The organism is Nocardiopsis ansamitocini, assembly GCF_030268225.1.
GTDB classification, from domain to species: domain Bacteria; phylum Actinomycetota; class Actinomycetes; order Streptosporangiales; family Streptosporangiaceae; genus Nocardiopsis_D; species Nocardiopsis_D ansamitocini.
The window spans coordinates 624625-644501 of the sequence record NZ_BSQG01000002.1; the positions used below are offsets into that span (position 1 = coordinate 624625).

Annotated in this window: 22 protein-coding genes; 7 read left to right on the top strand and 15 right to left on the bottom strand. The window is 70.7% G+C overall.

Features of this window, described 5'->3' with window-relative positions; translation table 11 throughout:
• Nucleotides 1-207 precede the first annotated feature (207 nt).
• Both QSJ59_RS09475 and QSJ59_RS09480 read left to right on the top strand, forming a co-directional pair.
• Nucleotides 208-651 carry a MarR family winged helix-turn-helix transcriptional regulator gene (locus QSJ59_RS09475; protein ID WP_285758681.1) on the top strand — a complete coding sequence of 148 codons (444 nt, stop codon included), beginning with the start codon at nucleotides 208-210 and terminating at the stop codon, nucleotides 649-651.
• A gap of 353 nt (nucleotides 652-1004) precedes the next feature.
• Nucleotides 1005-1955, top strand: a complete 951-nt coding sequence (locus QSJ59_RS09480; protein WP_285758682.1) for a DMT family transporter — start codon at nucleotides 1005-1007, stop codon at nucleotides 1953-1955.
• Nucleotides 1956-2167: 212 nt separating this feature from the next.
• On the opposite strand, the gene QSJ59_RS09485 is transcribed toward QSJ59_RS09480, so the two are convergent.
• Together QSJ59_RS09485 and QSJ59_RS09490 are read right to left on the bottom strand one after the other, a co-directional pair.
• Nucleotides 2168-2500 carry a winged helix-turn-helix domain-containing protein gene (locus QSJ59_RS09485; protein ID WP_285758683.1) on the bottom strand — a complete coding sequence of 111 codons (333 nt, stop codon included), beginning with the start codon at nucleotides 2498-2500 and terminating at the stop codon, nucleotides 2168-2170.
• Between the two features lie 4 nt (nucleotides 2501-2504).
• Entirely contained in the window at nucleotides 2505-2981 is a 477-nt protein-coding gene (locus tag QSJ59_RS09490) for a hypothetical protein (protein WP_285758684.1), read from the bottom strand.
• A 624-nt stretch (nucleotides 2982-3605) separates the two neighbouring features.
• Between QSJ59_RS09490 and QSJ59_RS09495 the strand changes: the two genes are divergently transcribed.
• Nucleotides 3606-4322 carry a CPBP family intramembrane glutamic endopeptidase gene (locus QSJ59_RS09495; protein WP_285758685.1) on the top strand — a complete coding sequence of 239 codons (717 nt, stop codon included), beginning with the start codon at nucleotides 3606-3608 and terminating at the stop codon, nucleotides 4320-4322.
• A gap of 92 nt (nucleotides 4323-4414) precedes the next feature.
• Here the strand turns inward: QSJ59_RS09495 and QSJ59_RS09500 are convergent, their stop codons facing one another.
• From QSJ59_RS09500 to QSJ59_RS09515, 4 genes are all read right to left on the bottom strand, one after another.
• Entirely contained in the window at nucleotides 4415-5629 is a 1215-nt protein-coding gene (locus tag QSJ59_RS09500) for a glycosyltransferase (RefSeq protein WP_285758686.1), read from the bottom strand.
• Nucleotides 5630-6073: 444 nt separating this feature from the next.
• Nucleotides 6074-7804, bottom strand: a complete 1731-nt coding sequence (locus tag QSJ59_RS09505) for a S1C family serine protease (protein ID WP_285758688.1) — start codon at nucleotides 7802-7804, stop codon at nucleotides 6074-6076.
• A gap of 402 nt (nucleotides 7805-8206) precedes the next feature.
• Nucleotides 8207-9445, bottom strand: a complete 1239-nt coding sequence (locus QSJ59_RS09510) for a sensor histidine kinase (protein WP_285758689.1) — start codon at nucleotides 9443-9445, stop codon at nucleotides 8207-8209.
• The gene (locus QSJ59_RS09515) at nucleotides 9442-10107 is read right to left on the bottom strand and encodes a response regulator transcription factor (RefSeq protein ID WP_285758690.1); all 666 of its coding nucleotides are present in this window, start codon (nucleotides 10105-10107) and stop codon (nucleotides 9442-9444) included. Before QSJ59_RS09515 ends, QSJ59_RS09510 begins: the two co-directional genes overlap by 4 nt.
• A 235-nt stretch (nucleotides 10108-10342) precedes the next feature.
• Here QSJ59_RS09515 and QSJ59_RS09520 point away from each other — a divergent pair, with 235 nt between their 5' ends.
• Entirely contained in the window at nucleotides 10343-10849 is a 507-nt protein-coding gene (locus QSJ59_RS09520) for a hypothetical protein (RefSeq protein ID WP_285758692.1), read from the top strand.
• A 180-nt stretch (nucleotides 10850-11029) separates the two neighbouring features.
• On the opposite strand, the gene QSJ59_RS09525 is transcribed toward QSJ59_RS09520, so the two are convergent.
• From QSJ59_RS09525 to QSJ59_RS09540, 4 genes are all read right to left on the bottom strand, one after another.
• Nucleotides 11030-11557, bottom strand: coding sequence for a DUF5753 domain-containing protein (locus QSJ59_RS09525; protein WP_285758693.1), 528 nt, complete (start codon nucleotides 11555-11557; stop codon nucleotides 11030-11032).
• A complete protein-coding gene (locus tag QSJ59_RS09530; protein ID WP_349497196.1) occupies nucleotides 11547-11825 on the bottom strand; it encodes a hypothetical protein in 279 nt (92 codons plus the stop codon). Before QSJ59_RS09530 ends, QSJ59_RS09525 begins: the two co-directional genes overlap by 11 nt.
• A gap of 128 nt (nucleotides 11826-11953) precedes the next feature.
• Entirely contained in the window at nucleotides 11954-12235 is a 282-nt protein-coding gene (locus tag QSJ59_RS09535; RefSeq protein ID WP_285758695.1) for a hypothetical protein, read from the bottom strand.
• 5 nt (nucleotides 12236-12240) lie between these two features.
• On the bottom strand, nucleotides 12241-13176 hold the full coding sequence (locus QSJ59_RS09540; protein WP_285758697.1) for an ATP-binding protein: 936 nt from the start codon (nucleotides 13174-13176) through the stop codon (nucleotides 12241-12243).
• A 341-nt stretch (nucleotides 13177-13517) separates the two neighbouring features.
• Here QSJ59_RS09540 and QSJ59_RS09545 point away from each other — a divergent pair, with 341 nt between their 5' ends.
• The 3 genes from QSJ59_RS09545 to QSJ59_RS09555 all read left to right on the top strand — a co-directional run bounded on the left by QSJ59_RS09545 (nucleotide 13518) and on the right by QSJ59_RS09555 (nucleotide 16026).
• Nucleotides 13518-14246 carry a GntR family transcriptional regulator gene (locus QSJ59_RS09545; RefSeq protein ID WP_285758698.1) on the top strand — a complete coding sequence of 243 codons (729 nt, stop codon included), beginning with the start codon at nucleotides 13518-13520 and terminating at the stop codon, nucleotides 14244-14246.
• Nucleotides 14247-14728: 482 nt separating this feature from the next.
• Complete coding sequence (locus QSJ59_RS09550; RefSeq protein ID WP_285758700.1) at nucleotides 14729-14869, top strand: hypothetical protein; 141 nt, start codon at nucleotides 14729-14731, stop codon at nucleotides 14867-14869.
• Entirely contained in the window at nucleotides 14866-16026 is a 1161-nt protein-coding gene (locus tag QSJ59_RS09555; RefSeq protein WP_285758701.1) for a methyltransferase domain-containing protein, read from the top strand. The genes QSJ59_RS09550 and QSJ59_RS09555 overlap by 4 nt, the downstream gene beginning before the upstream one ends.
• 377 nt (nucleotides 16027-16403) lie before the next feature.
• Here QSJ59_RS09555 and QSJ59_RS09560 read toward each other — a convergent pair whose 3' ends face one another.
• The 5 genes from QSJ59_RS09560 to QSJ59_RS09580 form a co-directional block, all read right to left on the bottom strand.
• Nucleotides 16404-17252: a sulfurtransferase gene (locus QSJ59_RS09560; protein ID WP_285758703.1), complete on the bottom strand. Its 849-nt coding sequence runs from the start codon at nucleotides 17250-17252 to the stop codon at nucleotides 16404-16406.
• Nucleotides 17253-17326: 74 nt separating this feature from the next.
• Nucleotides 17327-17734 carry a hypothetical protein gene (locus QSJ59_RS09565; RefSeq protein WP_285758704.1) on the bottom strand — a complete coding sequence of 136 codons (408 nt, stop codon included), beginning with the start codon at nucleotides 17732-17734 and terminating at the stop codon, nucleotides 17327-17329.
• Nucleotides 17727-18092 (bottom strand): hypothetical protein, encoded by a 366-nt coding sequence (locus QSJ59_RS09570; protein WP_285758705.1) that lies wholly within the window; start codon nucleotides 18090-18092, stop codon nucleotides 17727-17729. Before QSJ59_RS09570 ends, QSJ59_RS09565 begins: the two co-directional genes overlap by 8 nt.
• A gap of 118 nt (nucleotides 18093-18210) precedes the next feature.
• Complete coding sequence (locus tag QSJ59_RS09575; protein WP_285758707.1) at nucleotides 18211-18933, bottom strand: MIP/aquaporin family protein; 723 nt, start codon at nucleotides 18931-18933, stop codon at nucleotides 18211-18213.
• A 324-nt stretch (nucleotides 18934-19257) separates the two neighbouring features.
• On the bottom strand, nucleotides 19258-19839 hold the full coding sequence (locus QSJ59_RS09580) for a TetR/AcrR family transcriptional regulator (protein WP_285758708.1): 582 nt from the start codon (nucleotides 19837-19839) through the stop codon (nucleotides 19258-19260).
• Nucleotides 19840-19877 lie beyond the last annotated feature (38 nt).

Below are 19877 nucleotides of genomic sequence, written 5' to 3' on the forward strand. Positions count from 1 at the left end.
GCCCCCTTCATGTGGACCGTGCGTGGTCCGGTTCGAAGCCCCCGCTGGGGCCTCGCCAGGTGTCAGCCTGGGCATTGGCCGCCCTTGGCCCCGGAGCGCCACATCCGTATCCATGGAGTGGCCGGGCTGGTTTACGGTTGGTTTATGTGCGGTAGCTATTTAATGTCTACGCTACCTATTGGTCAAGTGTCGTAGTGAGGATGTTGAGTGGAACGTCCCGGTGGTGACTTCGCGGAGTTCTCGCAGGCATGGGGCGATCTGATGGGCGCGGTGGTGCGTGCGCGGGGTCGCGGTACAGCCCTGACCGAGCCCGAGCTCACACTCTCCCAGGCGCTCCTGCTGGAGGTCATCGGCGGGCTGGAGCACCCCACGGTCGGCGAGATCGCCAACGCCGCGGGGATCGCCTCCCCCTCGGCCACCCGAATGCTGCAACAGTTGGAACGCAAGGGCATGGTCAGCCGGCGCCGCTCCGACCGCGACGAGCGCAGCACCGTCATCACGGTCACGGAAGCGGGCAGCCGGGCGCTGACCGAGCACCTCGACCACGTCAGGGACCGGCAGCACGCGATCTTCACGGCCGTCGATCCGCGGCTCCGTCCGGCACTCGTGGAACTCCTGCGCGGGATGCGCGACGTCGTCAACGACATGTGAGCCCTGGTCGCCAGTCCGGATCGTTGCCCGATCCGTCTGTGGCGGCGATCGGAGCGAAAGTGACGCAGCGTTTCGCCGTTTCCTGGAACTCTCCTGTGAAACATCCGCTTCGATAGCGGCTTTCCAGGCGTTACAGCGGTCGGTGACCTGGGCAGCGGACACCGCGACGCTCAACTGGCAGTAATCTCGGTTTGCCCCCGTTTCTGTGCTTCACCGCACTCCGGCGGAGCGCGGGGGCGGTCGGACCGGGGGGTTTCCGGCAGTCGGCAGGTGCTGTGCGGGCCGGGGCAGGAACATTGGTCGACAGGCAATCGCCGCAGTTCGAGCTGTAGTTCAGGCTAAGGGGCTGGTGCATGACGTGGGCTGTCGTCGTGGCCGTCGTGGGGGCGCTGGCCATCGCGAGCGGAGCGGCACTCCAGGAGCGGTCCGTGCTCAAGGCGCCGGCCGTCGGCGTCAGCCAGCTCCGGCTGCTGCGCCACCTGATGCGGTCGCCTCGATGGCTTCTGGGAACACTGCTCACCGTCTGCGGCGTCACCGCGCACATCTGGGCGCTGTGCCACGCCCCGCTGACCGTCATCCAGCCCATCGGCATCAGCGGACTGCTGTTCGCCGTGGTGCTCTCCGCCTTCCTGCACAAGCGCAGACTGACGGCGGCTCAGGTCGCGGGCTGCCTGGCCGTCACCGGCGGCTTGGTCGCGCTGTTGACGGTCCTCCCCGCGCACGCCGGCGAACCCGACCTCAACGGCAAGGTCCTGGCGGCCATGCCGTTCGCGTCGGTCGCCGTCATGCTGGCCTGCCTGGTCGTCGCGCGCCACACCGGCCGCACCACCCGTGCCTGGACGCTGGCGCTCGCCGGAGGGGTGGGGTTCGCGGTGACCTCCGCGCTCGCCAGGGTCATCGGGGTCGGCGTGCTCGACGACCCCGGCACCGTCCTGCGTCCGCTCACCCTGGTCACGGTCGTCTTGGGGTTGTCCGGCGCGCTGATGGTGCAGAACGCCTACCGCACCGGCCATTTCGCCCTCGCCTACGCCGTCCTGCTGATCAGCGATCCTCTGGCGGCGGCCGCGATCGGGGTGGCGCTGCTCGGTGAGTCGCTGCCCTCGGGGCCGATCGGATCGGCGGTTGCGGTGCTGTCCGCCCTCGTCATGGCCTGCGGGGCGATCGTCCTGGCCCGCTCGTCCGGATCCGCCGGCAAAGCCGGTTCCACGGCCAGACCGCCGCTGGAGGGCGAACATCTCCACCTGCCGTCCGTCGCCCAGGCCGGCCCCGGCATCGAGCACTGGAACGTCCCCCGCAACCGCTGACCCGAGCCGTTCACGGGGGACGGGACCGCGTGGAGCCTGCTGCCCATCGTTGACGCCGTTCGGTGTGTCGGGTGGCAGCCACCGGTGCGGATCCCGGACATCCCCGTCGATGTCCGATGTGCTGTGCTACTGCCCCTGGGTCCTGCCCTGTTCGACCACCGTGCGGCCCGTGACCGGTTCGGTCACGGGCCCTGCGCGGAGGAAGGGGCGGGTCACTCCTCGCTACTCGGCCTGTTGCTCGGCCCCGGGTTCCCCGCGTGGGCGGCGATGTGCTGGAGTGCGGTGATGTGGCCCGACAGTGCCTTGCGGCCGGCGTCGGTGAGGTTGAGCCATGTGCGCGGGCGTTTGCCGACGTAGCCTTTCTCGGCTTGCACGTAGCCCAGTTTGTCCAGCGCGCTGACCTGTTTGGACAGTGCCGAGTCGGACAGTTTGACCGCCTCGCGCACGTAGGAGAACTCCGCCCAGTGGTTGGCCGCCAGTACCGAGACGATCGACAGCCGGGTGGGGTTGAGCAGCGACTGGTCGAGGTCGCCGTGGTCGGTCATGGCGTTATGCCTTGGGGTCGCGCGCGGCGCGGTTGAGCAGTCCGCGCCACAGCGGGATGGTCAGCACGACGACGGTGATGCCGATGGTGGTGGGGTAGGGCACGTCGAAGCTGCGCATGATCAGCCCCGCGGCTGCGGCCAGGGCCATCAGGACGAGCATCACGCCTGTCCGCATCATCCTGGCGCGCCCCGACATGCCCACGGGGTGGGAGGAGGGGGAGCGCTGGTAGCCCATGGCCGAACCGGAGCGCTTCCAGCGGGGCAGGGCGGCCAGTGCCAGTGCGGCGGCCACGAGGACGAAGAGCAGGGGGGTGCTCAGGTCCGGTCGCAGGTCGGAGACGACGCCGTAGCCGATGGCCACGGCTCCCAGGGCCCACAGTGTCCAGGCGGGGTGGGCGTCGGGGGCCGCGGCTTGTTCGCGGCGCTCGTTGACCTCGTTGAGGGCCTTGGCGGCTTCTTCGGGGGTGGGATGCGACTGCATCGTGAAAACTCCCTCGCGGTTGTCCTTCAGGGGGGCGAGCGTCTCGTGTGTTTCCGTGCTTGCCTGGCTTTCATGCTGTTGCCTACAAAGAAAGTACACGAGCACTTGCCTCTTAGGCAAGTAGATGCCTGAAAGAAAATACAGTCCGCTTGTGGCGGGGTGGTGGGTGCGGGCCGGGGAGGAGGGCGGCACGGCGTTCGCGCAAGCGTGCCGTCCTGCACGTTCTCCGGTGGTCGGGGTGCGTCCGCGACCGCGATCGTGGCCGGCCGCTTGCCGTCGGGACGTACGCCACCGCCTGGACGGGTCCCTGAGGCACAGGGCCTCGCCCGTCCAGGAGCCGCGGGCCACCGGACGGCTCGGTAGCGAGGGACGGTGCCGCCCGGCCCCACGACCGGGAGCCGGGACTGCGCGTCCGCGAACCGTCGCGACACACAGAACCCGATCACGCCCCCCGTATCGGGTTTCGCACCCCCGCATTCGAAACGATGCCGATCGGGTGTGCTTTTTCCGGATAAGGCAGTTTTTCAGGGGAACAAGGGTTCCGTCCGGACCGCAGGGCGCCCCCAACGAGGTGACCGACCCGCGATCCGCCGTGAAGAACCGCCCCGAGAAAGGCACCCACCGGTGAACGACTTACACTCCTCTCCTCGCGACGAACCGCGCCCGGCCACCGACACGCGGCGCCCCGGATGGATCGAACTCCTCGTGGGCATGGCGGTGATGGCGCTGCTGGTGTTCGGGCTGCCGCCGGTGCTGAACCAGCTGGGCATGAGCGGGCCCACCGCAGGCATCGTCTCGGGTCTGCTCAGCGGCGGTGCCGGGATGGCCGCCTTCGCCGCCGCCGCGCTCGTGCGCCTGCGCTCCTGGCACGCCTTCGGCGTGCGCCGCACCACCGTGCGCTGGTTGCTGATCGGCGTCGCCGCAGGGCTCCTCGCGCTCGTGATCAGGAGCCTGACCGTGTACGTGGTCACCCTTTTCGTCGACGTGGGAACCGACACCCAGGCCAGCTACGCCGCCGGTGCCGGTGCCGGGCTGATGTCGCTGGCCCTGATAACGCTGACCCTCGGAGTGCTCACCCCCATCGGTGAGGAACTGCTGTTCCGCGGTGTGGTGACCACCGTGCTGCTGCGCTACGGCGCCCTGGTCGGCGTGGTGGGCAGCGCCGTGGTGTTCGCGCTCATGCACGGCATCAACGAGATCCTGCCCGCGTCCCTGCTGGTCGGGCTGATCGCCGCCGAGATCTACCGCCGCAGCGGATCGATCTGGCCCGGGGTCGTCATGCACATGGTTTACAACGGCATCAGCCTCGCGCTCTTGGCCTTGGCGGCGACGGCGGCGTGACCCGCGACGCGCACCGGCCCGCCGGACCGGTGCGCGCCGGGCGGCCCGGTTCCCCCGAGGCGCTGACGGGCCGCGAAGCGACCTGTCGGCGGCTACGCGGGGGCCGGGCCTTCGCGGTCCGCCACTGTCCGGTAGATCTCCTCGAACCGGTCCAGGGAAGCCTGGTGGTCGTGCCGGGTCGCGGCCTGGCGGCTCTTCGCACCCATGGCCGCCGCCAGGGCGGGGGAGCCGAGCAGTTCCGACAGGTACTTGGCCAGCTCGACGTGGTCGCCCGGCGCGTACAGGTAGCCGTTGCCTCCGGTGGTGACCAGGTGCGGCAGCGCCATGGCGTCGGCGGCCACCACCGGCAGCCCGCTGGCCATGGCCTCCAGGGTCGCGATGCTCTGCAACTCGGCGGTCCCGGCGATCGCGAAGACGTCCGCCGCGTGGTAGACCAGCGGTAGTTCCTCGTCGGAGACGAACCCCAGGAAGTGCACACGTTCGTCGACCCCGCACTCCTCGGCGAGCCGGGTGAGGCGCTGGCGCCTCGCACCCACGCCCACCAGCAGCAACTGGCAGTCGGGCACCGTGATGTCCGCCAACGCGCGGACCAGGTCCTCGATCCGCTTCTCCTCGTCCAGCCGGCCCACGAACAGCGTGCTGGGCCGGTCGGGCAGCCCGAACCGCGCCCTGACCCGTGAGCGGTCCTCGGGAGCGCCCACCGGTTGGAACCGGCCGAGGTCGATACCGCAGGACAGCGCCTCGACCGGGCGGGTGAAGCCTCCGTCCACCAGGAGCCGGGCGGCGATCCGGGTCGGAGTCGTGACGTGCTGGACCTGTCCCAGGACCCGGAACAGGTCGCGCCAGGCGTAGGACCCGACCCCGAGCCGCAACGGGTCCGGGACGCGCAGGTGGTTGAACAGGTTCTCCGGCATGAAGTGGTTGGTGGCCACCACCGGGACACCGTGCCGCCGGGCCGCGGCGAGCAGGAGACGGCCCACGATGAAGTGGTTCTGGATGTGGATCACGTCCGGCCGTACCCGTGCCAGCAGGCGGTCCAGGTGCCCGCGGCCGCCCAGGGGAACGGCGAGCCGCAGCGACTGGTGCGCCAGCGACGGCACCGACCGCAACCGGTGCACCGTCACCCCGTTCTGCTCCCGTACGACAGGTGGGCCGCTGTCGGACTGGCACAGTACGTGTACCCGTGTCCCGCGGTCGCCCAGGCCGTGGGCCAGCCGCGTCGTGAAGCAGGCCGCTCCGTTGACGTCGGGCGGGTAGGTGTCGGTGCCGATCAGGACGGTGAGCGGGCGGCTGGCGGGCACGGCCATGGTTGCGGTCTCCCGGGTGTGCGCGGCCGGGGCCTGCGGCACACGATCGTGGGGGTCGGTGTTCGTGGGCCGCGTCGCGCCGATGAACGGCGCGGAGTCGGCTGCGTACCGTGTGGTGCCGAGAGAATACCCTCCGTCGCGGCGCCTGTGCCGGAGGCGCTGCTCACTTTTGGGTCTCCCCGCGCCCGGACGGCGGCGATTCGGAGCGGAGAACCACGTCGGCAGGCCCGGGCACGTTGGCAGGCACGGGGCGGATGCGGCCACCGTTTCGGAGGGGGCGGCCGGTTCCGGCCGCCGACCCCCGGGAAAGGGAGGGGCGGCTGATCCGAAGGCGGCGTTCGCGGACACGAAGAAGGGCCCGGTGTCCGCTCCATCCCCTGAAAGCGTCCACCGGGCCCCGGGAAGGGGCCGGCGTCTCCCCGCTGACCACGCCGGCCCCTGGTCCTAGCCGCCGATACTCTCGGCGGACTGCCCGGACAGGGTGACCTCGGCTTCGCCGGTGTTGCCGCCGCGCTGGTAGGTGATGGTGACGGTGTCACCGGGGCGGTGCGAGCGGATCGCCGCGATGAGCACGTTGGGATCGGTCACGGTCCGGTCGCCCAGCGCGGTGACCACGTCACCGGCCTTCAGACCGGCCTTTGCGGCCGCCCCGTCCTGCCCGACCTCCACGATCTCCGCGCCGGCGGCGTCGTTGGACGCGCCGGTGATGGTCGCGCCGATGGTGGCGTAGGTCGCCTCACCGTTCTCGATGAGTTCCTGGATGATCGGCTTGGCCTGGTTGATCGGGATCGCGAAGCCGAGGCCGATCGAGCCGGCCTGGCCGCTCGCTCCGACGCTGTTGGAGGCGATCGCTGTGTTGATCCCGATGATCTCGCCGTTGAGGTTCATCAGCGGGCCCCCGGAGTTGCCCGGGTTGATGGGCGCGTCCGTCTGGATGGCGTCGATGACGGTCGAGGTGGAGGGCTGCTGGGATTCCTGCTCCTGTTCCTGGCCCTGTCCTGGCGGACCGAACGGGAACCCCTCCCCGGGCTGGCCCTGGTCCTGCTCGGCGCTTCCGGTGTTGACGGGGCGGTTCAGCGCGCTGACCACACCCGAGGTGACCGTTCCGGACAGCCCCAGCGGGGAGCCGATGGCCACGACCTCCGCGCCCACCTCCACCTTGTCGGAGTCGCCGAACGAGGCGGGGGTCAGCCCGGAGACCCCCTCGGCCTTGAGAACGGCGAGGTCGGACACCGGATCGGTGCCCAGGACGCTCGCCTTGGCCTGGGTGCCGTCGTTGAACTGCACGACCAGGTTGTTGTCGGCGCCCGCGATCACGTGGTTGTTCGTGAGGATCTGGCCGTCGGAGCTGATGACGACGCCGCTGCCGCTGCCTTCCCCGGCGTTGATGGAGACGACGCTCGGCAGTGTCTGGTTGGCCACCTTGCTCACGTCCCCGCTGGAGACGGAAGTGGAGGGGGAGCCGTCCAGCGAGCTGATCGGGGAGTTGCCGGTCAGGACCTGCGTGGTGATCACGGCGGCGGCCGGACCCACGATCAGGCTGGTGACCAGGGCGGTGGCGCCTGCCGCGACGAGGAGGCGGTTGCGGCTCCACGGCTTCTGGGGCCGGGGCTCCGGTCCGGTGGGGCCGGACGGGAAATGGCCCTGCGGGAATCCGCCGTGCGGAGGGGCGGGCGGGGCGCCGAAACCGCCACCGCCCGCTGAATAGGCGTTGAACGGCGTGTCGTTGGGGGGCGGCCCCTGCTGCGGGTACTGCTGGGTCGTGTGCGGTTCCTGCGGCCCCGAGCCGAACGTGGCGGCGCGTGCGGGGCGGTTGGGGATGAACGACCGCTGCGGCCCCTGCGGCGCGGCGGACTGGTCGGGGGCGCTCCACCCGGTGTGCTCGCCCGGGTAGGCGGGGCCGAGGTCGGGGGTGGTCGACTGGGCCGGGTCCTGCGGGCCGGTCCGGGGCGCCTGAGCCCAGGGGCCCGCGGGCTCGGAGGAGACGGGGCCGGGCTGCTCGACCGGCCCGGGGCGGTCGGCCGGGCGGCTGTCCCCGAAGCCGGGGGCCGCGGCCGGTTCGTCGCGTTCGGCGTCCGGGGAGACCGCGCCGGGGAGATCGGTGCCGGCCGGCGGGGTCCCATTGTTCTCCGGGCCCTCGGTGGGGGAGCCCGCACCGTGATCGGTTGCGCTCATCTGTAATTCCTCCGGGCGTTCGTCGTTACGTCCACAAGAATCACCGGAAAAGGTTAGAACGCGGTGAGACGGCGGATAGGCGCGGTTTCGAGTGGCTGTCCGAAGTTTCGGCCATGCTTTGTCAAAGTACCGGTCATCAGGGCCTTCCCTGTGCCGGTGGCCGGCCGGTGCCGCCTGCCGGACCGGAGGGGCCCGGCCGGCGGGAGTGGGGGCGGGGTTGCTCATCAAAGCGGTGATCGTGGCGGTACAAGCCTTCCGGTCCTCGTGTCGGAGGGGCCTGCGCCCCTCCCCGGCTCCGGGCGACCGTCGAAGTCATCGCGGTGCGAGCGGGGCGGCGGCGGTGGCGAAACGGCCGCGCGGACGACACCTTGCCGGGGCCGCCGAGCCCCGACTGACGGCCCCTCACGCGGTGGCGGACCGGTAACGGCTCCTGGACGCCGCGAGAAGGGCCGGTCCGCCACTCTCGCGTGGTCCGTTTCCCTCGTCCTTCCCGTTCGCGAGCGGCAGGAGGACCACCACGGTGAGACCTCCGCCGGGGTTGGGGACGGCGGTGGCGCTGCCGTGGTGGCTGTCGGCGATGGCCCGCACGAGGGTGAGGCCCAGGCCGTGGCCGTCGGTGCCGGTCCGGCCGCGCGCCCGGTGAAACGGCTCGAACAGCCGGGCGGCCTCCTCCGGCCGCAGGGTTTCGCCCGTGTTGGTGACGGTGATCGACGCGTTGCCGTCGCGCAGGGTCGTGGTCAGCCGCGCGGTTCCACCGGCGCTGTTGTGCCGGATGGCGTTGTGCAGCAGGTTGACCAGCAAGTGGTGGAGGAGGTCCGCGTCGCCGTCCACCTGGACGGGGACGCAGTCGTCGTGCACGTCGATCCGGGCGGAGGCGGCTTCCGCCTCCACCTGTTCCAACGCGCCCGCCGCCACCGCCGCGAGGTCGACGGGGCGCGCGTCGGTCACGCCGTGGTCGGCCCGGGACAGGGCGAGCAGGGACTCGACGGTCGCGATGCTGCGGTCATTGGTGGCCAGGAGCTTGGGGACCAGGGAGGCGAGGTTGTAGTCGTCTGGGTGTGCGGCGGCGACTTGCAGCATGGTGCGGGTGGTCGCCAGCGGGGTGCGCAGCTCGTGCGAGGCGTTGGCGGCGAAGCGCCGCTGGGCCTGGAAGCTCGCGTGCAGCCGGTCGAGCATCATGTCGATGCTGTCGGCGAGTTCGGTGAATTCGTCCGGGGGGCCGTCGAGGCGGATCCGTTTGTGCAGGGTGTCGCCCGCCATGGCGCGCGCGGCCCGGGTGATCCGGTGGACGGGGGTGAGGATGCGCCCGGCGATGATCCAGCCGAGCAGGAACGCGACCAGGGCCAACCCGGTGATGGCCACCCCCGACACCTGGAGCAGAGCCGCCAGGATGTCGTCTTTGCCGGCGATGGTCACGCGCGTCGGGTGCAGGGTGTCGGCGGGGACGTGCTCGGCGTTGGCGGGGATCGCCGTCATCAGGCGGCCCTCGGTGGGCAGCTCGTAGATCGGGAGGTAGCGCATCAGGGCGTACACGGCGGCCAGCAGCACGATGCCGCAGACCAGCACGGTGCCCCCGTAGAGCAGGGTGAGCCGGAGGCGCACCGACAGCCGGCTCCGCCCCAGGACGGCGGCGACGCTCACGGGGCGACGGCGAGGTAGTAGCCGACTCCGGTGGCGGTGTGCAGGATCGGCGGTGCCCCGAGTTTGCGCCGCAGCGTGGAGACGGTGATGCGGACCGCGTTGGTGAACGGGTCGGCGTGGGCGTCCCACGCCTTCTCCAGCAGGTGTTCGGCGCTCAGCACCGCCCCGTCGGCGCGCAGGAGCAGTTCGAGCACGGCGAACTCCTTGCGGGTCAGGCGCAGCGAGTGGTCGCCTCGGCGGGCGTCCCGGCGGGCGGGGTCGAGTCGGAGGTCGGCGTAGGTCAGCACCGGGGGGTGGATCGTGGCCCCGCGCCGCCGCAGGGCGTGCAGCCGGGCGACGAGTTCCGGGAAATCGAACGGTTTGACCAGGTAGTCGTCGGAGCCGAGCCGCAGGCCGTCGATCTTGTCGGACAGTTGTCCCGACGCGGTCAGCATCAGGACCCGGCAGTCCGGCCGGTTGGCCACCGCGTGTCGGCAGACGTCGTCCCCGTGCACGCCGGGGAGGTCGCGGTCGAGCACCATCACGTCGTACTCGTTGACCGCCAGGTTCTCCAACGCCGAGGCCCCGTCGGCGGCGATGTCCACGGCCATGCCCTCGCGGCGGAGACCGGACCGCAACGCCTCGGCGAGGAACGCCTCGTCCTCCACGACCAGCACCCGCACGTGCCTACCCCCTGTTTCGTGAGGACGTCGGTGCCGTTCGCGCGACGCCCGTGGATATCGGCTGTCCGAAGCGGTCACATTGTTCCCGCCGCTACGTATGGTCAATGTATGGCTACGGCCAGACGTCGACGATAACCCTCGTCCGGCTCAATGGGTCCCGGCCACGGCTTCCGCCGGGGCCGCTCCGGTGGATCGTCCACCGGTGCCGGGTTCATACCGAACGAAGGGGATTCCCATGTCCTTGGTCCTGAGGGGCACCGCCGCGCTCGCCGCCGGCCTGGCCATCGCTTTCGGGGCGGGGGGTGCCGCGTTCGCGGCCGGTCCCGGCGAAGGTGTCCCGGGCGGCTGCACGTTGCCCGTGCAGGGGCCCGGTGGCGGGGTGGGCGCTCCGATCGAGTGCCCGCCGCTGCCGTGGGAGCCGTCGGGTGACGTCGGTGTCGTGCCATCGGGTGACGAGGGTGTCGAGCCTTCGGGCGACGAGGATGCCCCGGGGGTGTGTACGTTGCCCCAGGAGTCCGGGGATGACAGTGCTCCGGTCGAGATCGAGTGCCCGACGGTGCCGGGGGTGCCTGCGGGTGACGAGGGTGTCGAGCCGTCGGATGACGAGGATGCCCCGGGGGTGTGCACGTTGCCCCAGGAGTCCGGGGATGACAGTGCTCCGGTCGAGATCGAGTGCCCGACGGTGCCGGGGGTGCCTGCGGGCGACGAGGGTGTCGAGCCGTCCGGCGACGACGGTGAGTAGATAGGTCCGTGGTCGCGGTGACTTCCTGAGGAATCACCCTTTCCCGGTGGCCCGTGCGGCGGAGATGACCTCCGCCGCACGGGCCACCGGTCGGTCGGGCGTGGACCGGTGACGGCCGTTCCCGGTTCGAGGGCTCCCGCGCCGGGGGAGACCGGCCTGTTTCTCGCGGCCCACCCCAGCTCAGAGCCGGTAGGGGTGGGCGGCGTGGAAGAGGTCCTGGAAGTGGGCGAGGTAGTGGCGGGTGTCGGTGATCGGCAGTGCCAGGGGGAAGGGGATGGCTTCCACGGTGGTGGCGTTCTCGGTCATGGTGAACCCGCAGGACCAGATCACCGGGGGGTCGTGGTTCTCGGGCAGGATGCGCAGGGTGACGTGGGGCAGCTCGGCCAGTGCCAGGAGCAGCAGGCGTTGTTCGGTCATGGTCTCCACGCCGCCGATGGGGCGGCGCAGCGCCGTCTCGGTGAGCACGTAGGTGCGGGGGTGTTCGGCGTCGATGAGCAGGTGTTGGCGGTGGGTGCGGATCTGGATGATCTCTTCGACGTGCTCGGGCCGTAATAGCCCGCTCGCGGTCAGGAGGGTGTGGGCGTAGGCGGGGGTTTGCAGGGGCGCGGGCACGGTGGAGGGTGCGAAGGCGCGGATCTGGCCGTGGGGTTCGTCCAATGCCAGGTTGCGTTGGTGTTTGACCAGGGCGGTGGAAACGTCAACGCCCATTAGGAGTGTCCTGGCTGAGTGGTGCGGGGTGGGTGCGCGGGGTCTCGCGCAGAAGCGCGCGGAACTGGTGGGCGGGGTAGCGGCGTGCTCCGCCGGGGGTGGTCACGTAGGTGATGAGGCCGTGGCTTCCCCAGCGGGCCACGGTGGAGGCGTCCACCCCGAACAGGGTCGCGACCTGGTGGTTCATCAACAGGGCGCCGTGGACGCCTTCCAGCGGCGTATCCGGGTCAGGGCCACTGGGGGCGGGGGTGGGGTCGGTGCAAGACATGAGGTCAAGGGTCCGTTCGGGCAGTATCGGCACCCGCCGCGAGAGGGCGGGCGCACGCTTGGTGGTCGAGGGGTGGGAGGGGCCGCGCGTGCGGGGTGAGCGGACGCGCGGCCCCCGTTGTTGGCCGGTTACCGGTCGGGGCGGTCCGAGGAGTCAGCGTGGTCCCGGTGGCCTTGGTGGTCGTCCAGGGCCCGCTGTTCGGCGCCCAGCTGGGTGAGGAGGGCGTCGAGGGTGGGGGCGTGCAGGTCACGCTTGCGCCCGCTGCTGTGTTCGGCCCGGGTCAACGGCGCGCGCCGGTGGGCGTTCCACATCCGTTGGGGGTCGGTGTCAGGGGTGTGGGTGATGGTCCAGGCCGGGAAGTCCCACCGCACCCGGGCCAGGGCCGCAGTAACACTGTCGAGGGTGTCCACCGTCCTCACCGGCCCGGTGGGCACTGTGTTGAAGGGGTGTGGGCGCGTACCCGGGGTGCGGTGTAGGCGCGCAGGGGTGAGGGCGGTTCGTAGACGTGCAGGCAGTGGTCCAACAGTTCGATGTCGGAGACCGCCACGACGTGGGCGGTGACACGGTTGCGCGCGGTGTAGGGCGCGGCCTCGCCGTAACGGTAGGTCACCTCCCACAGAGCCGAATGCGACTCCGCGACTTCCGCGAAACGCGGATAGTCCGGGATACGCGGCACCACCCGCGCCTGACGCACCGGCACGGGGAGTGGCCCAGGCACATCCGGCGCGGCACCGGGGGCACCGGCGCAGTGACGGCCCACCCGCCGGGCAGGCATCACCGCCGCCACCACTAACACACCCGCCAACACCAGCAGGGACAACAAACGCGGCGGGGTCCCCTTCCGGTGAGGTCCTGCCGTTGGACGGGGGCGGCTCACCGAATGCCTTCCTCGCTCTTCGCGTGGTCGCGCCCGGGCCATGATCGACGCCTCGGTTTCGGGTGCTCCGAGGACCCATTCCAGGGTGAAGAACACGCCCTGCGTGTGGGCCATAGCGCCCCAGTCGGTGGACATCGCCGCGACCAGGAACAGTCCGCGTCCGTGCTCGGCGTCCGCTCCAGGCGTGCGCACGCGGGGCCGGTCCAGCACGTCGTGGGGATGGCGGTTTCTCACCTCCACCCGCACCCTGCCCGCGTCCACGCGCACCTCGACGCCATAAGACGATCCGGGGTCGCCGCTGTGGGTATGCGTGATGGCGTTGGTCGCAAGCTCGCTGACCAACAACTCAGCGGTCTGGCTCACCTCGGGGGGAACGACCGCTCCGGGGTCGGTGACCAGGGCTGCGGCGACAAACCGCCGCACCTCGGCCACACTGCCGGGGATGCCAGGAAACACCGCCGCGCACACCGCCATCACAACCCCCCGCCATTCACGCGTCGTACGTAGGGGCGTATCCGTCGGGTTGTTCGCACAAAGGGGCGTTGAGGGGCGAGTCGGGCACTAACCTTGCTCATTGAGTCTCCACCTGGCCTTATCCAGTCGTGGGGGCTTAAGGCCCTGCCCGGCGTCGTTAGCGCCGGACAGGGCCGCTCTGCGTTCTGGGCATCTCATGAAGCCGAGCACCATGCCCTTGCATATATATACTCTATATATACTTTGCTGTATAAGGTTGTGGCAACAGAAGAGGAAAATCAAGCGGACCACTCGACAGCGCCTTTGCCGTAGCGTGCATACGTGCCTGAGGAAGGATTGAAGTGACACCACACGACCGGCCGCGTTCGCCCTATGCACAGATCGCAGACCACTACCGCGAACTGATCGCCAACGGCGAACTCAGCGAGGGTGCTCGCCTGCCAACCGTGGCCGACCTCGCCACAGCCTTCTCCGTCTCCCCCGGCACCGCCCACAAAGCAGTGCGGCAACTTCGGGGCGAAGGACTCGTGCGCACCACCCAACAGGGGACGACTGTTCTCGGCCATCGCGCCGTCCCCGCACCACCGGAACGGGTCCGCAAATCGCACCCGACCGGAAGCGACCTCGTAGACGTCACCGAAGCGGGCATTGTGCCCATGCTCCCCAACGTCGGCGCGGCACTGGGTATCAACGCGGACGCGCTCAACCTCACCGTCGTGCGCCGCCAAGCGATTACTTTCCGGGCCGGGAAGCCCTACCGGCTCTCCGTGGGCTGGCTGCCGGTGGCTTTCACCAAAGAAGTGCCCGAACTGCTGGAACCGTTCCCCATCACGAACGTCCTCGACCTGGTCGCGCAGAGAACCGGTCGCACGGCGACCGGCGGGCGGGACTACTTCGAGGCCCGCTACGCCGACCAGCGGGAAGCCGACGCTTTGCGGATTGCCGTGGGTTCGGCCGTACTCGCCGGGACCTCGGTCTGGACCGACGGGAGCGGACCCATCCAGTACTACGAATTCGTGTTGCCGCCCCACCACGCCGTCACCAGCGACTACGCCTGGGACACGCGATAGGGGGGCGAAGTGCATTGACGAAGCACCACGGCGACGCCTCTCGTGGATTCCCCGAATGCTTTGTCACGCCCGGGGTCGTACGCGGTATCGGTCGGCCGGTCGCACGCTGCCCGAGGGGTAAACAGCGCGGGTGAATCGGGCGGGGCTGCCTGGGGTGCAGCGGGTTGTGTCGTGGATTGCCAGGATCGCGGCGCGGGTGGTGTGCAGGGCGGCTTTTTCGGCTGGAGAACAGGGGGACTGCGTCCGCCAAGTGGGTCGGAGCCGTTGGGCTTCGCCGCTCTTTTCCCGGTCGGCGCCTGATCCTCGGGTCCCGCCCTGAGGTGCGTGCGTGTACGGGACCGGTCGCCTGGCCCTTATCCGTCCTACCGGGTCGAAACCCGAGGCGGGCAGCTTGACCGGTGCCGGACGGAAGCGCTGACGGTACGAGGGCACGCGCTTACGGTTGTGGCAGCGGATTTGCCCTGAACGAATCGGAGTCGGCAATGGGGCGGCACGGCAACGACGACAAGCCCGAGGACAGTGGGAAGGGCGGGGACTGGCAGAGCGACGGCCAGGACGACAGCAAGCACGGGAGCGGCGAACCGGTTGAGCCGCAGAGCGGTGACGGCCAGGAACCACGGTGACCGTTGATCCGCCCCAAGGGCCGGACTCGCTGGTTCGGCTCTTGGAGTCCTTGGGGGCGCTGGGTGATCCGGCGTGGCGGGCGGCCTTCGCCGCCGTCCCCCGGCACCGGTTCATCCCGGATGTGATCTGGCCGCGCGATGCCCAAGACCCGGCCTGGCGTGCGCCTTTGTCCTCGGACAGTCCGCAATGGCGTTCGTGGGTGTACTCGGATTACGCGCTGATCACCCAAGTCGACGACGGCGAGCCGGCGGGCGGCGACGGCAGGGGCCGGTACCCGACCAGTTCGGCGTCCCAACCCTCGCTGATGGCGCGCATGCTGGACGCGCTCACAGTGAGCGGTGGGGAGAGCGTGTTGGAGATCGGCACGGCGACCGGTTTCAACTGCGCTTTGCTGTGCCATCGGCTGGGATCTGGTCGCGTCGCCTCGGTGGAGATCGACCCGGCGTTGGCGGAACAGGGGCGCGCGAACCTCGCTGCGCTGGGCTACCGGCCTCACCTGGTGGTGGGGGATGGATCGAAGGGGGTGCCCGAGCGGGCGCCCTTCGACCGGGTGGTGGCCACGGTGGCGGCCCGTGAGATCCCATGGGCCTGGGTCGAGCAGACGCGGCCGGGCGGCGTGGTGGTGACTCCATGGGCGACGAGTTATTACGCGGCCGGGCTGTTGCGCCTGGACGTCGGAGACGGTGGCGCGTGCGGGCGTTTCCTCGGGGACGCGCCGTTCATGCTGCTTCGCGGCCAGCGGTCGGCCAAAGGGGGGCTGTGGGACTTCGTCGACGAGAGGGCGCCGGGAGTCGAGCCCTATCGGGCGGTGTTCGACCCCTCCCCGCTGGCGCTGGACGACACGGGGTTGGACCTGGCCGTCGGGGTTTTGGTGCCGGGCCTGGCCTACTACCGCTTCGACGCCAAGGACGGCAGCGGAGAGGCCAGCGTGTACGCCTATGATCGGGCGGGTTCCTGGGGGCTAATCGAGTACGAACCCAACGCGTCCGAGTATGAGGCGTACCGGTTCGGGCGGCGTGACCTCTGGGCGGAGGTCGCGCACGCGTGTTCGTGGTGGAACGACGCGGGTCGTCCGGGCCGTGACCGCTTCGGCGTCACGGTGACGGCGGCCGGTCAGCGGGTGTGGCTGGACGAGCCGGGAAACGTCGTGGCCTGACGAGAAACACCCCGACCACGCCCCTCGTGGATTCCCCGAATGCTTTGTCGCGCCCGGCGTCGTACGCGGTATCGGTCGGCCGGTCGTACGCCGACCGGGGACAAACGGTGCGGTTGGCGTGCGGGGCGGCTGTTTCGGGGAAATCCGGACGGCGTCCGCCAGCGTGGACGATGATGGTGGGCGGGTCCGTTGGGCGGCGCGCTGGAGGACCGGTCCGGCGTCCTCCGGCGCGTCGCGCAGCCGATCGCCGTCGCCTGGCGGACTATTGGTCCCGTACCCTCCGTCTCGCCCAGACTCACCGCGTGGCCGCCCACTAGCCCAAGTTCGCAGGCCACGCGGTGATTGACCCGGCCACCGCCCCCGGTGGCCCCTGCCCGTCAGCCGGTCTCGGCGGGCAGCGACTCGTCGGCCCCCCACGCGCTCCAGGAGCCCGGGTAGAGCCGGGCGCGGTCGAAGCCCGCGTGCTCCAACGCCAGCAGGTTGTGGCAGGCGGTCACACCCGAACCGCAGTAGGCGGTCACCGTCCGGGCCCGGTCGGCGCCGAGCGCGGAGAAGCGCGCGCGCAGGTCCTCGGGGGAGGCGAAGCGCCCGGCAGACGTCAGGTTGTCCTGCCACGCGGCGCTGCGCGCACCTGGGATGTGGCCGGGGCGCGGGTCCACGGCCGCCGGCTCCGCGCCGGTGTAGCGGCCCGGTGCCCGGGCGTCCAGCAGCAGGTGCCGCTCGTCGCCCGTGTGGCCGGCCACGGTCTCCTTGTCCGCCACACGGTCCGCGGGCCACTCCCTGGTGGCGCGCGGACGCGCCACCGGCACCACGCCGCCCACGTCCAGGGGCCCGTCCCAGGCGGGCAGGCCCCCGTCCAGGACGGCGGCCGAGGAGCCCAGCGCGCGCAGCATCCACACCAGGCGGGCCGCGATGGAACCCCCGGCGTCGTCGTAGGCGACCACGGCGGTGTCGTCGCCGATTCCCAGCCGCGACAGGGTGGCGGCGAAGTCGTCGGGGTCGGGCAGCGGGTGCCGGCCGCCCTCGGCGGTGGCGGGGGCGGCGAGGTCGGCGTCGACGTCCACGAACACCGCGCCGGGTAGGTGTCCGCCGAGGTAGGCGTCGCGCCCCGACCGCCCGTCCAGGTACCAGCGGACGTCGGCGACGAGGACGTCGTCGTAGTGCGTATCCAGCCACTCGGGGGAGACGGCGACGGGCAGGGACGGGGTGTGATCAGGTTGCGCCATACGGTCAGGCTAGTGCGGGGCCCGGCGCGGCGCGATCGGTTCCCCGTGGTGTTCCCGGGCTTTCAACGGGACGTTCACCCTGATCGGGGGCGTACCCGGCGCAGCCACAGCAGTCCCAGGACGGGGAGGACCAACGGCACGAACCCGTAGCCCTTGCCGAACGCCGACCACACGGTGTCGTGCGGGAACGCCTCGGGGATCAGCAGCGTGAGGGTTCCCACGCCCACGACGCCCGCGAACTCCACCGCGCAGCAGGCCACCGCCACCCAGTAGGAGGCCCGCCCGGCGCGCGCGATGCCGATCGTGGCGACGATGTAGATCACAGCGGCCACCGCCGAGAGCGTGTAGGCCAGCGGGGCCTCGTCGAACTTGGTGAGGATCTGCACGGTGGAGCGCCCGGTGGCCGCCACCGCGAACAGCGCGTAGACCGCGACCAGCAGGCGTCCCGGGCCGGTGCGCCCGGCCGACTCGGCGTCAGACAACGGGAGGGTTCCAGATCTGTTCGAGTCGCACCATCATGACCGGCAGGATGAGGCAGGCGAAGGCGATGACCGCCGGCCCCCACTTGCTGCGCTCCATGAACCCCCACGCGGCGCAGGCCGGGGGGAACAGCACGACGGTGATGAGGTAGCTGAGGAAGGTGGCGGTCTCGGCGGGTCGCTGGCCGTCGACCAGCAGGGTCACCGACACCGCGAGCTGGGCGAGCAGGAGGACCTCCAGCACCGCGAGGCCGATCAGGTGCGGCACCACCATGGGTTGGCCGCGAAAGACCGACACCAGGAACCAGCCGGCCATGGCCAGCGAGACCAGTTCGATGATGGTGGTCAGGGCGTCAACCACGACTCGCTCCGCGCATGCCCTCGTCCGCTCCGCCTCGGTTCGTTGCGCCAGGCCCGCCCTGGACTCCTACGCAGCGTAGTCCCTGCCGGGGGCGCGGCGTATCCGGGGTGCGGGGCCTCTAGATCATCGAGTAGACGGCCGACCCCACCCCGCCGCCGAGCAGACCGCCCACGACGGGTCCGGCGATCGGGATCCAGGAGTAGCCCCAGTCGGAACCGCCCTTGCCCCGGATGGGCAGGAAGGCGTGCGCCAGGCGCGGGCCCAGGTCACGGGCCGGGTTGATGGCGTAACCGGTGGGTCCGCCCAGGGACAGGCCGATGCCCACCACCAGCAGTGCGACGATCAGCACCCCGGTGCCCGAGAGCGTGAGCCCTTCGTTCTGGCCGGTGGCCACGATCACGAAGACCAGGGCGAACGTCGCGATGATCTCGGTGACCATGTTCTGCGCCGGGTTGCGCACCTCCGGCGCGGTGGAGAAAATGCCCAGGTAGGGGCCTTCGGTGTTGCCGAACTGCCCGAGATAGGTCAACCAGACCAGCGCCGCGCCCACGATCGCGCCGAGGATCTGCGCCACGATGTAGACCGGGACCTTCGCCCACTCGCCGGTGTCCAGCGCGAGGCCCAGGGTCACCGCCGGGTTGAGGTGCGCGCCCGACAGCGGCAGCGCGATGTAGGCGCCGGACATCACCCCCAGACCCCAGCCGAACGCGATGGCCACCCATCCGGCGTTCTGCGACTTGGATCTGCTGAGCGTCACGCCGGCCACGACCCCGCAGCCGAACAGGACGAGGATCGCCGTTCCGAAGAACTCACCGACGAAGATCGTTGCGGTTGTCACCATGTACCTCCGGATATCACCGTGTGCGACTAATCGCTCCCTACCCGTGACCAGTCCGATTTAGGCCATGTACTGCATGGTTGGTTTGCTGGTCCGTTTTCAGCGGTGGGGAGCGGCTGTCGGTCCGAGGGGGCGAGGTGGCCGCCGGGGCCCGCTCGCAGCGGTGGCCGGTGCCGGCCGGTGCGGCCACGGCGCTCGTATCCGTCCGGGGCGAGTCGCCACCGGTACGGGCAGCGGTTCCGGCCGGGCTGCCCGGTATCCGGCCCCGGTCACGCCCCCGCGCCGAGGCGACGGCGGCCACCGCCTCGGGGGCGGACCGGCGCGGGATTACCCGGGCGCGACGCTTCGGGCGATCGCCTCGCGGAGCAACGCCCGGCGCCCGTCGTGGACGTGCTCGGGTTCGTCCGCCGTGGCGGTGTAGACACTGCTCGCCGGCGACCACGCGGATGCCATGCCGATAACCAGGATCAGCAGATCGGCGGGGTCCGTTTTTCGGAGCCGGCCGGCGGCCTGGGCCTCGGCGACGGCGGCGAGCTTCGACTCGTGTCGCGGATCGTCGAACCATCGTCCGGTCGGTCGCCGTTCGAGCCGGGTCCAGGCGATAAGCCGTGCGAAGGCGGGGTCCCCCAGGTTCTGGTCGTAGAGGCGCACCGCCCAGGCGGGCAGGTCGTCGGCGTCGAAGGGGACGTCGTCGGCGCCGGCGTCCACCCGGTCGGCGACGACCGCGTCGAACAGGCCCTCCTTGCTGCCGAAGTAGGCGTAGAGCTGCGCCTTGTTGGCGTCGGCCGCGCCGACGATGCGGTCCATGCGGGCACCGGCGATTCCGACGCGGGCGAATTCCTCGGTCGCGGCGTCCAGGATTCGTCGCCGCGTCGCGATCCCGCGCGCGGTCGTCGGCAGCTCGGGCATCCCCAGATCATCTCAGAAAAACCAGTTGGTTGTTATCT